Origin of the sequence: Mucilaginibacter aurantiaciroseus, assembly GCF_024055595.1 — a bacterium.
Lineage (GTDB): Bacteria > Bacteroidota > Bacteroidia > Sphingobacteriales > Sphingobacteriaceae > Mucilaginibacter > Mucilaginibacter aurantiaciroseus.
Map to the genome: position 1 here is coordinate 871,326 of NZ_JAMXOF010000002.1, position 12,781 is coordinate 884,106.

The following is a 12,781-nucleotide window of genomic DNA, read 5'->3' on the forward strand; positions in this document are numbered from 1 at the left end:
GTTGGTTTTGCCCACCACAAGTAACAAAATAAATAGCTGTTTTTAAAGCTTATCTGTAAAAAACATGGGCTTGACCGGCGTAGGGATAATAAGGTCTGGATTATAATTGGGGACGAGCCGCTGCAATACTTCGGAAGGCATCTTGCCAACATCCATAAAAGTCCAGCTTTTGCCTTTGTCATCACTAATACCCAGCAGGTAGGTACGGTTAACATACCGCCCGTTAAACATCTTCATAATTACTATTTCGGGGATGAGACAATGGATCTGCCCGCCTGCATTATGTAATTTACCGGGCGCATCCACGTAACCGTCAAATGCAATTACACCTTGCTCTTTAAGGCTGTTGATGCGGGTGCTGATCAATTTTTGCATGGTATCCCTGCCGCCCGAATAAGCTATCAATTTTGGGTAGGTAAGATCGAGCACCGTTTTATAGTCGCCGTTAAAGCTGGCTTTGGCAAAACAGTTGGCTTGTTTTTTTACGATGGTAGTATCCTGCGCGAATGAACAAACCGGGATAAGAAACAGCAACAGTATAAATCGCTTATAACAGGGCATTAAATAAAAGGATTATTTGTGTTTAATAACGTAATTGTATCCCAATAATTGTAATTACAACTTTTTAGGCACCTGCGGAGTTGGGATAACAAGGTTACTGTTGAAATTTGGGAAAATTGTTTTTACCGAATTAATAGTGCCACGGTTCAGATCCAGAAAGCTCCAGTTTTTACCGCCATCGCCGCTTACGCAAAGCAGGCTGCTTGTTGTTGCAAAGCGCCCTTGAGGTGTTTTCATCACCAGTGACTCCGGTATTATACAATGAATTTCGTTACCTGCTTTATAAAATTTGCCTGCTGCGCCTATGGTCACTTTTTCAAACACAAAACCTTGAGCCTTCATCTGGTTAATGCCCGTGGTCATCATTTGTAGCATTTTTTCTTTACCGCCGCCCATGGCAACCGCTTTAGGGTAGGTGTGGTCTACAATAGTTTTATAATCGCTTTTAAAAAGTGCATTGGCAACCACGGTTGCTTGTTGCTTTACAACCGCCGGGTTCTGCGCAAAAACCGAAACAGGGAGTATAAAAAGTACTATAAATTTAAGGGCTATTTTTTTCATTTCTTTTTGGATGCTTTTTTGATCAGGACCTTGTTGGCCAATTGGTTTGTACCGTCAATCTTGTCGGTATGTTTAAGGCCCAATATCTCACTAATTAAATTAAAAACCGAAACATTTTCAAATGGGGTTACAACTAAATGCTTTTTAAAGGCCGGCCCCCAGGCAGTAAAGCTGGCGCGCATATCCGGTACAACGGTTGGGTCGTAACCGTGCCATCCGGGATTTATTTTTTTGTTGTTCCACAGGTTAAATACTTTTGGAGCGCGTGGTATCAGCAATATATCGCCAATGTGGTTGTGCCAGTCGTCTGCAGTGCCATAATGTAAACGGGCAGGTACGTTGCTTTTAAGGTATACGTCGTAATCTTTAGCTTCCTTTTTAAGCTCGTTGTAAGTGGCTTGTATGTCGCCTTTATTTTTGGCGTAAAGCTCCACCAAAATGCCATCGCCGGATATTACAAATTTTGAGGTGTCAATCGCGGCAGGGATGCCTATAGGATTCTTATTGTCAACTTTGGTCATGCCGTGGTCTGATACAAAAACAAAGTTTACGTTTTTCAACCTGGTGGTTTTAACCACTTTTTGCAATTCGTTCACTGCCGAATCTACAAAGTGCACTTCTTTCTCTGCCTCGGGCGATTCAGGGCCGTTTAAATGTGCTGCGTGGTCTACTTGCGGTAAGTAAAAAGTGATCAAATGAGGGCGTTGGGAAGGGGGGAGTTTAAGCCAGTTTACAACGGCGGCAATGCGGTTGTGCATGTCTATCTTTTCGTTGTAGATGTAATAATATGTAGGGCGAACGCCTTGTATGGCAGCTTCTGAAGCTACCCAGTAAAAACTAGCCGAAAGCATGTTTTGCTGCTCGGCACGTACCCAAAGCGGTGCGCCTCCATACCAGCTGCTATCTGCAACCTTTGCCTTGTTACTCATCAAATATTTGTCCTTGCGCGCGCGGTCGTAATAAGTATTGTTCACCAAGCCCGAGTGCGAAGGGTATAATCCGCTTACAATCGCATAATGGTTTGGGAACGTTACCGATGGATACGAAGGCATCATATAAGGGGTGCTAATGCCCTCGCTACCCAGCCTTAGTAAATTTTGGGCGTTATAACGTTTGGCAAAATCATACCTGAAACCATCGGCAGAAATTAAGATCACATAGGGCTTATTTTGCTGCGCTAAGCTGTTTTTACGGTTAGCGACAATGTATTGGGTGGTATCCTGGCTAAAACTTTTAAACGATATAGCCAGCAATGCCAGCAGTAAAAAGCTATATTTTTTTATCCTCATATTTGAGGATAAAAATAGCTATTTAAGGTTAAGATATCGCGATGTTAACGTTAATGTTGCATTTGGCGCCTTTTAGTAAAATTATTGTGTCATGACCAATATGAGTGTTAAAACACCTACATTTATATATGGCGCAAAGCAGGGCATACATAACATTCTTAATTATAATGGCTCTGCTGGCTTGTAATACCAATAAACGCAAGATCTACATCAGCGAATGCTCTACAAATATTAAGTTTAAGAAGGTTAGCTACACGCACTTGATAGATAGTGCCAAATACTATGATAAACAATATATAGAAGTATCCGGAAAGTATGTGGAGGGAAAAAACCAATCTGCATTAGTTAATGACAGTACCTTTACCAATCATGGTAACGGCAGTTCGCTCTGGGTGAATTTTACGCAGGATTGCCCGCTTTACCTGGTGGGCAAACACACAGGTTTATTCGAGACGGAAGACGGGGAGTACAACAAGATCAGCGACCGGCACATGACAATCCGAGGCCGCATCGAAATTACCAAAAAAGGGCATAAAAACACCTATAAGGCAACTATAAACGAGGTAAGCTACCTAGTGCTGGATTAATAGCTAACCGTAAAGTTGTTACTTTCTATAAAAGTTTTTATGGTGATGATGGCCGAGTTATTATCGCTTTTAGCGTGCAGGCCATCCACAGATTTTTGGTATCCAAGCAAGTCGGCAACGTTATCTGCATTCGCGGTTGTGAACCCCATGGCCCAATCGCCAAAGCTCCTGTTGGTTATAGGCTCATTAATAAAAGTGAAGATTGTTTATGTCTAAGGTCTATGCTTTTTTTTGGCAAAAAAATAGCATAGACATCAGTACCGGCGCCTTCAAGTACCTGTATAAATGTATCTTGGTTGTATAGAAAACACCCGTAACCTTCCGTTCACTGTTGTTTTTATGCACGGCTTTCCGGATATATATCAGCAAATCATCGGCTAATAATTTCACTGCTGAACTGAAGTATACGATATTTTTCATACAATTGCCTACAGCCGCAATGTAGCCGAATTTCTTTGCATAAAAAAAATGTTTAAATAAACAAAAAGGGAATACTAAATTTCCAGCTTCAGGCCATCGTAGGCTAAATAGATCCCTGCTGGCAGTTCTATAGATACATCGGCATGTTTGCCCAGGCGGTGGCTAATGTGGGTAAGGTAGGTTTGTTTGGCACCAATATCTCTTGCAAAGGCAATGGCTTCATCCAGTGTAAAGTGCGAGATATGCTTCTCTTTTTGCAATGCGTTTATCACCAGTATTTTTGATCCGCGGATTTTATCCTTCTCTACCTCAGACAGCGTTTTGGCATCGGTGATATACGTGAAATCTTTTATGCGATAACCTTTCACCGGCAACTTATAGTGCATCACCTCAATAGGGGTAAAGTGCACGTCGCCAACATTAAACGGTTTTAAAGTAACAGTGTGCAGGTTTACCTGTGGGATGCCCGGGTAACCTTTGTTATCAAAAATGTAAGGGAACTCGCGGCGAAGGGCAAGCTGTACGCGATCGTCGGCATAAATGTCTACAGGCATTTGCTGCTTGTAGTTAAACGCGCGGATATCGTCCATACCGGCAACGTGGTCCTTATGCTCGTGGGTAAAAACAATAGCGTCCAGGTGCATCACCTTTTCGCGCAGCATTTGGTACCTAAAATCGGGCCCCGAATCTATGGCGATAACTTTAGCCTCGGCTTCTATTAAAATAGACGTACGCAGCCGCTTGTCGTGCTTATCTGTTGATAAGCAAACAGGGCAGGTGCATGCAATAACAGGCACACCCTGCGAAGTTCCGGTTCCTAAAAAAGTTATGGTCACAGCTGCAGTGTTGTTTGTTTAAGCTGATGCAAAAATGCAGCCTGTTTATCGTCAAGCAGGTTATAGTCAATTTCAACGGTACGGGCCAATTCGGCAACGGCGGCTATTTTGCTCTCCAGGTTGGCAAATTTATTTACCACTATAACGCGGCTGCTCAGTAACATACAAGCCCCGGTTTTAAAGTTGCCCTTCTCATACCTCACACGGTAACCCGCTGTTTTAAGCAGCAGCTCCAGTTTTTCGAGCGTATGATTGGTCATCGTGAGCATCTCTTCAAAAATAGTAACATTTAACGTTAAGGCGATAAAATGTTACAAATAGATTGGCAGATCATCCGTAAAATAACTTCTTAAAATTATTTATAAAGCTGTGTTGCCTATTGCAATTCACTTTAATTAATTACTATATTGGTGCAATAAATCTCCTGAATTAATTTAATCAATTGTACCCCCATTATGAGCCAAAAGCCCGAACGGTTTCTTTCGCTGGATGTTTTCCGCGGACTAACTATTTGTTTTATGATCATTGTAAACACGCCTGGCAACGGTGCCGCAGCTTACGCGCCGCTTGAACATGCCGCCTGGTTTGGTTTTACACCTACCGACCTAGTGTTCCCATCGTTCCTTTTTGCCGTAGGTAACGCCATGAGCTTTACCATGAAAAAGTTTGACGGGCAAAGTACCGGGAGCGTTTTATATAAGATATTAAAACGCGGGTTACTGATCTGTTTAATTGGGTATTTAATGTCGTGGTTCCCGTTTGTAGACCACGGCGCAAACGGCTGGGCGTTTAGGCCTGTTAGCGGCACGCGCATTTTAGGTGTTTTACAACGCATTGGCCTTTGTTACATATTTGCTTCGCTAATTATTCATTTTGTAAAAAATAAAACCTGGGTTATCGTTATCAGCATATTGCTTTTGGTAGGTTACCAACTATTGTTACTTGGCTTTGGCGACCCCACTGCACCATACGGCATGTTAACCAACGCCGGTACATATCTGGATAAATTTGTAATGGGCGATAGCCACCTTTACCACGGCGAAGGCGTTGCTTTTGACCCTGAAGGCATATTGAGTACACTGCCTGCTATTGTTAACGTTATTGTAGGTTATTATGCTGGTAAATTTATACAGGAAAAAGGTAAGGGTTACGAAACTATCGCCAGATTGGCATTAATGGGCTGTGTGTTCATCTTTATAGCCCTTACCTGGAACATGAGCTTCCCTATTGGTAAAAAACTATGGAGCAGCCCGTTCACTTTGCTTACCACGGGTATTGATATGGTGATGATAGCTGCCTTTATTTATGTAGTAGAAGTACGCGCCTGGAACAAATATAACTGGACGTCCTTTTTCACCACCGTAGGTAAAAACCCGCTGGCTATTTACATCCTTTCGGAAGTGTTGATCATTTCTTTTTGGATGATAAAAATTGGCGACAAAAACTTTGTTGGCTGGATAAACGATGTGTTTTACCAAAAAATAGCGCCAGGCGCCTTTGGCTCACTGCTTTTTGCTATTACTTACATGTTGCTATGCTGGTGTGTGGGTAAGGTGCTGGATAATAAGAAGATCTATATTAGGGTCTAATCGCCTTACCCCAACCCCCTCCGCCACGATAGCTATCGGGACGGAGGGGGTAAAATATTCTAAAGGTCGGTATGTTCACCGGCCTTTTTTTGATAACCCAAAATTCTTTTGCATGAAAAAACTAACCTTTCTTTCATTCGCCATCGTTTTCGCCTTAGCTGCTAACGCCCAGCAACCCCCAACCTATGCCGAAAAATTGGGCTATCCTAAGGGCGCGAGGGTAATTATACTGCATGTGGATGATGCGGGCATGTCGCACGATTCTAACGACGGCGTGATCATGGCGACAAGCGAGGGCGTTGCCAATTCCACCAGTGTGATGATGCCCTGCCCGTGGGTATCCGAGTTTAAAAAGCACCTGGATAAGCACCCAACCCTTGATGCTGGCCTGCATTTGACGTTAACATCTGAATGGGAAAACTATCGCTGGGGGCCGCTTGCGGGCAAAGCCAATGTGCCTGGCCTGGTAGATAAAGAAGGCGTGATGTGGCCGGGCGTTGGCGGCGTTTATTTTACCGCTAAGGCAGATGAGGTGGACAAAGAGATCCGCGCGCAATATGACCGCGCTTTGGCTATGGGTTTTAAACCAACGCACCTTGATTCGCACATGGGGACATTGTTCGCCAAAGAATCTTTTATGGAAAAATACATTCAGTTGGGGATAGAAAAGCAGGTGCCGGTGATGTTTCCGGGGGGCGAAGACCTGTTTTACCGTGCTGAAGCTAAGGCCGCTATCATCGCAGAACTAAAGAAACAAGGCAAATACACCGTAGGTATGGACATTCCCGAACCGGCCGCTTTGGCAAAGGCTAAACAAGTAGGGGAAATGATCTGGAAAAACGGCTTGCCCGTACTGGACGACCTGCACAATAGCAGCTACGACTGGAATATGCCCGATATAGCGCACAAAACCGATAAACAGATCCAACAATGGTACACCGATCATTACATTGAAAGCATAGGCCGCCTTTCGCCGGGATTAACTATGGTTATTATGCACTGCACGCTGCCATCTGCAACATTTAAATATATATCAGACACGGGCCAAAAACGTAAAGGAGACCTACTTGCCATGACCGATCCACGCCTACGCGCTTTCCTCAAACAAAAAGGCTTTATTTTAACCACCTGGCGGGAAGTGATGGAGCGGAGGGTGAAAATAGGGAAGGAGTAATAAAAAAAGAGCGAGGTGCGAGGGGACCCAACCAAAGGGAGCTCGTCGCAGATGATTGGTTCGTTAAGCAAAGTCCGCTGTGCATATCTAATAAGATTTTACTCTAAGTTTGAAATGACAGCTATTTAACTAATCTCTATTCACTAATCTCTTACAATTACCTCAAATCTACCACCTCAACACCAGGGTAGGTTTTTTTATCGAATACAAAAGCGGTTTCGGCTATTTTGTAATTGGGGGTAAAGGTGCGCAGGGTATAGGTGTATTTGCTTCCGTTCTTATCAAAGATCTGCGCGCTGTAGAGTTGGTTCTTTACCTTGTCTATCATCAGGCGCACTTTAAAAAAAGTCTTTTTGCTGTCTTCGGGGGTAAGGTCAATAACCATGTAAACCTTGCCTGCCATCTTCTGCTGGCCGGTGTAGATATATTTGTAACCTTTCTCGTACATGGTGAAGATCTTGGCAGGGTTAAACCCCTCCTCGCTGTTATCGGCGGCACTTAGCTGCACTTCGTTGGCATCTTTAAGGTAAGTCCACTGGTTTTTACCATCGCTGATGATATCCTGCGATACGGTTTTGGTGCCTGCCGCGTAGGAGATCACCTTGTATTTATTGGTTTTTGATTTGGCTATCAGCGTACCTGTAAAGGTTTCCTTAACGTTGGCCTGCTGGTTGTCTATCGTTAACGAATAATCGGTTTTAACGGCATCGTAGGTGCGGTACTGCTTGCTAAGTTTGTTCAGTATCAACTTGGCATCCGCATCTTTTTGGGCGAACGCGGTAGCAATAGTAGTGGCAGATAATATTAGGTATAAAAGTAATCTTTTCATGTTTTTTGGATCAATTTAAAGCTCACAGGCAATAACCATTATGGCTTATAATGGTTTAGAGTGATGTAAACTAAATTAGTTTAATCGCGTGGTTTTTGCAATGCTTCCAGGTGGCGCTCCAGGCTGTACTCGTCAGGGTAAAGCACATCGCGGGCTTTGCTGCCTTCAAATGGGCCAACAATACCTGCGGCTTCCAACTGGTCGATAATTCGGCCCGCACGGTTATAACCCAGCTTCATTTTACGCTGAATAAGCGACGTAGAACCTTGCTGATGCAACACGATCAGTCGTGCGGCATCCTCAAACATCGGATCGCGATCGTCCGGGTCAAAATCTTTGGCACTGCTGTTGGCTTCACCTTCACCAACATATTCCGGCAGGAACATGGCCGATGGGTAGCCGCGCTGGTTACCAATAAAGTCAGAAATTCGTTCAACCTCCGGCGTATCCACAAAGGCACACTGCAAACGGATGAGGTCGCTGCCTGTAGAAAGCAGCATATCACCACGACCTATAAGCTGATCGGCACCACCCGCATCCAATATGGTACGTGAGTCGATCTTAGACAATACCCTAAAGGCCAAACGCGCCGGGAAGTTGGCCTTGATAGTACCCGTAATAACGTTTACCGACGGCCTTTGCGTTGCAATTACCAGGTGGATGCCTACTGCACGGGCAAGCTGCGCTATACGTGCTATTGGCTGCTCTACTTCTTTACCGGCAGTCATCATCAAGTCGGCAAACTCGTCAATTACCAGTACAATGAATGGCAGATAACGGTGTTTCTCGGGGTCGGCTATTTTGCGGTTGACGAATTTGGTGTTATATTCTTTGAGGTTACGTACCTGCGCGTCTTTCAGCAAGTCGTAACGCTGGTCCATCTCAATACAAAGTGAATTTAGCGTGTTTACCACCTTTTTGGTATCGGTGATAATGGCATCGGCCTCATCAGGTAGTTTCGCTAAAAAGTGCCTTTCTATCTTGCGGAACAAGGTAAGCTCCACCTTTTTGGGATCGACAAGCACAAATTTAAGTTCGGCAGGATGCTTTTTGTAAAGCAGCGACACCAATATGGCGTTGATACCAACCGATTTACCCTGTCCTGTAGCACCCGCAACAAGCAGGTGGGGCATCTTGGCTAAATCGGCAATAAATACTTCGTTAGAAATAGTTTTACCAAGGGCGATTGGCAAATCCATGGTGTTGTTTTGCCATTTCTCGGTAGCCAGTATTGACCGCATAGAAACCATCTCGGGGTTCTGGTTTGGTACCTCGATACCGATGGTACCCTTGCCCGGCATAGGGGCAATGATACGGATACCCAAAGCGGCAAGGCTCAGCGCGATATCATCCTCCAGGTTCTTAATCTTCGAGATTCTTACACCCGGCGCAGGGATAATTTCATATAGCGTAACCGTAGGGCCAATGGTGGCTTTTATTTTATCTATCTCGATATTATAGTGGTTAAGCGTTTCAACAATTTTGTTTTTGTTGGCTTCAAGTTCTTCGGAATTTACGGCAATTTTAGATGAACCATAGTTCTCCAACAGGTCGATAGTTGGGTATTTATAAGTCGGCAGGTCGAGCTTATGGTCGTACATGCCAAACTGATCTACCAGGCTTTTGGCTTTATCATCGTCGCTTTTTTCGATGTTGAGGATAGGCATCGGGCGCTCCACGTCAATGGTAAGCGGGATCTCGGTTTCTTCATGCGGCTCGTGGCTTACCTCGGGTTTTAGCACTACCGGCTGATGGAAAACAGGTGCCTGTTGCAGAGGCTCCTGCTGCAAACGTTCCTGCTGCATAGGATCGGCAGCCGCGGCTGCACCTTGCGCGGTGAGGATATCTTTTACGCGGTTGCCGCCATTGCGCGGCCATTCAACAGGTAGCGAAATTTCTTCGTCGACCAATTCAACCGGCTCGGGTGATACATCATCTACACCTGCCATTGGGGCAAGTTTTTCTTTACGCCCGGGTAGCTTAAAGTTGATGTTGTAAGCGATTATCAATACTGTCAGCGCCAAAAAAATCAGCACAAATCCGGTACCCGACTGGCCTATTTGCGCGGCTAAAAGGCGGTTTGTCCAAAAGCCGAACTCACCCTCTAAAAAGTGGGGATAGTCCAGTATAAAGGCATGGAAAAAGCCCAGTGTTACCGATAAGAATATGATAGCAAACAGGGTATAGGCCAGCATTTTGCTTACCGAAAATAATTTTATTTTGAATAACAGGCGGTAGCCGATGATGAAGAATACAAACACGAACAAGAACGACGCCACGCCAAACCACTCGAAGATGAATTGGTTAGATAGCAACGCGCCAAATTTGCCAAGCCAGTTATCAACCAAGGGATTGTTAACGCCGTTTTCTAACAGCTCCTTGGTGGTTTTAAACAGGTTGCCCCAGCCTCCGTTGGCTTTAGATACATAGCTTTGGTCCTGCTGCCAGGTGAACAGGTAGGAAGTGAATGCAATGAGGAAAAATACCGATAGCACCAGGCAAAACAAGCCGGCTATTTTGATGATGCGGCCGTCGCGCAGGTCGAAGAGCGGCATGCGCTCAGTCTGCTGTTTCACAGGCCTTTCACGACTGGGTTTTGCGCCGCCTTGCGAAGGTTTTGAACCAGATCGCCCTTCCTGTGGCTCTTCCCTAAAACTATTTGATTTGAACTGGTTTCCTTTGATCGGCATCCTGAAAATTACACGTTTAATTGCAAATATAAAGTTATTAGATTAAACAGATATTTTTTAATTTTTTAGTAATATTGAATTAAATGAGCCTAACCGACTTAGAACAGTTTATTGCCAACGCCGATACCGAAGCTTTAGAAACTTTGCTTGCCCGCAACCCCGAGCTTGCCCAAGCGAAAACAAGCCTGAATGTATCACCATTGATGCTCTCCTGCTATTATCATAAACCGGCGGTAACCAACATATTGCTCAAATACACCACCGACCTTACCCTTTTTGAAGCCGCCGCTGCCGACCGTTTTGATGATGTGGCCTACATCATTGCCACCCATCCCGAACGCATAGATTTTTATGCGGATGACGGATTTACCGCTTTAAGCCTGGCCTGTTACTTTGGCCGGTATGATATTGCAAGATATTTGGTATTAAAAGGCGCCGATGTGAACCGCCCAAGCGATAACGGCTTTAACGTTTATCCGCTGCACTCTGCCGCTGCCGGTAATTTTACCAGCACGGCTACCATGCTGATAGAGAACGGCGCCGATGTAAATGTAAAACAGCAAAAAGGCACCACGCCCCTGCATTCCGCAGCGCAAAACGGTAACCTTGAACTGCTGATATTACTACTGGAAAAAGGCGCCCAAACAGATATTCGCATGGAAGGCGGCAAACTCCCCGCCGACCTGGCCCGCGAAAAAGGCTTTGACGAAATAGCGGAGATATTGGAATAAACGAAAATATTAAATTCCATAACAAGATCAATAAATACCTTGTAACAACCTACAGGAATGGTTATCCAATTATCAAACCCATCATCATGATAAAAGGGATCTACGCGTTAGTATGTATTGCAATTGGTTTATCAACAGCTACACAAGCGCAAACGATAAATAAACCCCGTTTAGATAGTTTACAGAATGTGCTTGCCGCTAATAACAAAAGCATGGGCAGCCTTGCTATTTCGCAGAACGGGAAGGTGGTTTATTAGAAAAGTATCGGTAACGCGGCTATAGATAGCCTGTCTACCATCCCGGCAACGGCAAAAACCAAATATCGGATAGGCTCTATCAGTAAAATGTTTACGGGGGTAATGGTGATGCAATTGGTAGAGGAGGGTAAGCTGACTCTGGGAACTACGCTGAACAAATTTTATCCGCAAGTACCAAACGCAGCTAAAATAAACATCGGCATGATGTTAGATCACCACAGCAGCCTGCACAATTTCACCAACGACCCGACATTTATGACCTATATGCTTGCCCCGCAAACGCACGAGCAAATGCTGGGAAGAATTGCCGCCATGAAATCGGATTTTGAGCCGGGCAGCAAGGCCCAGTATAGTAATACCAACTTTGTACTGTTAAGCTATATTATTGAAAAGATCACCAATAAAACCTACCCCGAACTGGTTAGGCAGCGCGTTGTAAATAAGATAGGTTTAAAGGATACTTATTATGGCGTTAAAACAAATACTGCCAATAACGAGGCGCTTTCTTACACCTACGAGGGTAAGTGGAAGAAGTTTATGGAAACCGATATGAGCATCCCGACAGGTGCAGGTTCTATAGTATCTACCCCGGCCGATCTGGATAAATTTATCGAAGCTTTATTTGCCGGTAAACTGGTTAAGTCAACTACCTTGGAGTTAATGAAAACCATTAAGGAGGGTTATGGTCTGGCTATGTTGCCATTAAAGGGCAAAAATAGCTATGGGCACGGTGGCGCGATAGATGCCTACAGATCTGAATTGGCTTACTTTCCTGAGCAAAAACTGGCAATAAGCTATATATCAAACGGCGGTGGATACGACCCATCTAAAATAATGCAGGGCGTGTTTAGCATTTGCTTTAATGAGGCTTATAATATCCCCAATTTCGCGGAAGTAAAAGGCCTTGATAAGTATATTGGCGTGTATGCCAGCAAGCAGATCCCTATTAAAATTACAATTACTAAAGATGCAGGCACACTGTTGGCGCAGGCTACAGGGCAGTCAGCTTTGTCGTTAGATGCCTCGAAAACTGCTGATACTTTTGAATTTGAGAGTGCCGGTATCATAATGGAATTTCGCCCGGATAAGGGTGAGTTTACCTTGAAACAAGGCGGTGGGGAGTATGTATTCGTGAGGGAAGAGAAATAACCAGATCGCCATTGCGAGCTACGAAGCAATCTCTTTAATGCAATTATACAAGCCTGTATGGCCAACCTGCCTAAAGAGATTGCCACGTAGCTATCGCTCCTCGGAATG

14 protein-coding genes are annotated in these 12,781 nt (G+C 44.5%); 6 read left to right on the forward strand and 8 right to left on the reverse strand.

Annotation, left to right across the window (positions count from 1 at the left end):
• Positions 1-42 precede the first annotated feature (42 nt).
• From NAF17_RS12240 to NAF17_RS12250, 3 genes are all read right to left on the reverse strand, one after another.
• Positions 43-534 carry a hypothetical protein gene (locus tag NAF17_RS12240; RefSeq protein ID WP_252758277.1) on the reverse strand — a complete coding sequence of 164 codons (492 nt, stop codon included), beginning with the start codon at positions 532-534 and terminating at the stop codon, positions 43-45.
• A gap of 81 nt (positions 535-615) precedes the next feature.
• Positions 616-1,122, reverse strand: a complete 507-nt coding sequence (locus tag NAF17_RS12245) for a hypothetical protein (protein WP_252758278.1) — start codon at positions 1,120-1,122, stop codon at positions 616-618.
• On the reverse strand, positions 1,119-2,411 hold the full coding sequence (locus NAF17_RS12250; RefSeq protein WP_252758279.1) for an alkaline phosphatase family protein: 1,293 nt from the start codon (positions 2,409-2,411) through the stop codon (positions 1,119-1,121). Before NAF17_RS12250 ends, NAF17_RS12245 begins: the two co-directional genes overlap by 4 nt.
• Positions 2,412-2,578: 167 nt before the next feature.
• Here NAF17_RS12250 and NAF17_RS12255 point away from each other — a divergent pair, with 167 nt between their 5' ends.
• On the forward strand, positions 2,579-2,998 hold the full coding sequence (locus NAF17_RS12255; protein WP_252758280.1) for a hypothetical protein: 420 nt from the start codon (positions 2,579-2,581) through the stop codon (positions 2,996-2,998).
• Here the strand turns inward: NAF17_RS12255 and NAF17_RS12260 are convergent.
• From NAF17_RS12260 to NAF17_RS12270, 3 genes are all read right to left on the reverse strand, one after another.
• Positions 2,995-3,147: a hypothetical protein gene (locus NAF17_RS12260; protein WP_252758281.1), complete on the reverse strand. Its 153-nt coding sequence runs from the start codon at positions 3,145-3,147 to the stop codon at positions 2,995-2,997. The two genes, NAF17_RS12255 and NAF17_RS12260, sit on opposite strands and share 4 nt — an antisense overlap.
• A 345-nt stretch (positions 3,148-3,492) precedes the next feature.
• Positions 3,493-4,254 (reverse strand): MBL fold metallo-hydrolase, encoded by a 762-nt coding sequence (locus NAF17_RS12265; RefSeq protein WP_252758282.1) that lies wholly within the window; start codon positions 4,252-4,254, stop codon positions 3,493-3,495.
• Positions 4,251-4,514, reverse strand: a complete 264-nt coding sequence (locus tag NAF17_RS12270) for a hypothetical protein (protein WP_370341099.1) — start codon at positions 4,512-4,514, stop codon at positions 4,251-4,253. The genes NAF17_RS12265 and NAF17_RS12270 overlap by 4 nt, the downstream gene beginning before the upstream one ends.
• Positions 4,515-4,709: 195 nt before the next feature.
• On the opposite strand from NAF17_RS12270, the gene NAF17_RS12275 reads away from it, so the two are divergent.
• Both NAF17_RS12275 and NAF17_RS12280 read left to right on the forward strand, forming a co-directional pair.
• Positions 4,710-5,843 carry an acyltransferase family protein gene (locus tag NAF17_RS12275; protein ID WP_252758284.1) on the forward strand — a complete coding sequence of 378 codons (1,134 nt, stop codon included), beginning with the start codon at positions 4,710-4,712 and terminating at the stop codon, positions 5,841-5,843.
• A 112-nt stretch (positions 5,844-5,955) separates the two neighbouring features.
• Positions 5,956-7,017 carry a polysaccharide deacetylase family protein gene (locus NAF17_RS12280; RefSeq protein ID WP_252758285.1) on the forward strand — a complete coding sequence of 354 codons (1,062 nt, stop codon included), beginning with the start codon at positions 5,956-5,958 and terminating at the stop codon, positions 7,015-7,017.
• A 157-nt stretch (positions 7,018-7,174) separates the two neighbouring features.
• Here NAF17_RS12280 and lolA1 read toward each other — a convergent pair whose 3' ends face one another.
• Together lolA1 and NAF17_RS12290 are read right to left on the reverse strand one after the other, a co-directional pair.
• Complete coding sequence (lolA1, locus tag NAF17_RS12285) at positions 7,175-7,846, reverse strand: outer membrane lipoprotein periplasmic chaperone LolA1 (protein WP_252758286.1); 672 nt, start codon at positions 7,844-7,846, stop codon at positions 7,175-7,177.
• Between the two features lie 80 nt (positions 7,847-7,926).
• Positions 7,927-10,536 carry an FtsK/SpoIIIE family DNA translocase gene (locus NAF17_RS12290; protein ID WP_252758287.1) on the reverse strand — a complete coding sequence of 870 codons (2,610 nt, stop codon included), beginning with the start codon at positions 10,534-10,536 and terminating at the stop codon, positions 7,927-7,929.
• 83 nt (positions 10,537-10,619) lie between these two features.
• Between NAF17_RS12290 and NAF17_RS12295 the strand changes: the two genes are divergently transcribed.
• The 3 genes from NAF17_RS12295 (at position 10,620) to NAF17_RS12305 (ending at position 12,673) form a co-directional block, all read left to right on the forward strand.
• Positions 10,620-11,267 carry an ankyrin repeat domain-containing protein gene (locus NAF17_RS12295; RefSeq protein ID WP_252758288.1) on the forward strand — a complete coding sequence of 216 codons (648 nt, stop codon included), beginning with the start codon at positions 10,620-10,622 and terminating at the stop codon, positions 11,265-11,267.
• Positions 11,268-11,353: 86 nt separating this feature from the next.
• The gene (locus NAF17_RS12300) at positions 11,354-11,524 is read left to right on the forward strand and encodes a hypothetical protein (RefSeq protein WP_252758289.1); all 171 of its coding nucleotides are present in this window, start codon (positions 11,354-11,356) and stop codon (positions 11,522-11,524) included.
• Between the two features lie 39 nt (positions 11,525-11,563).
• The gene (locus NAF17_RS12305; protein ID WP_370341169.1) at positions 11,564-12,673 is read left to right on the forward strand and encodes a serine hydrolase domain-containing protein; all 1,110 of its coding nucleotides are present in this window, start codon (positions 11,564-11,566) and stop codon (positions 12,671-12,673) included.
• Positions 12,674-12,781: the final 108 nt, after the last annotated feature.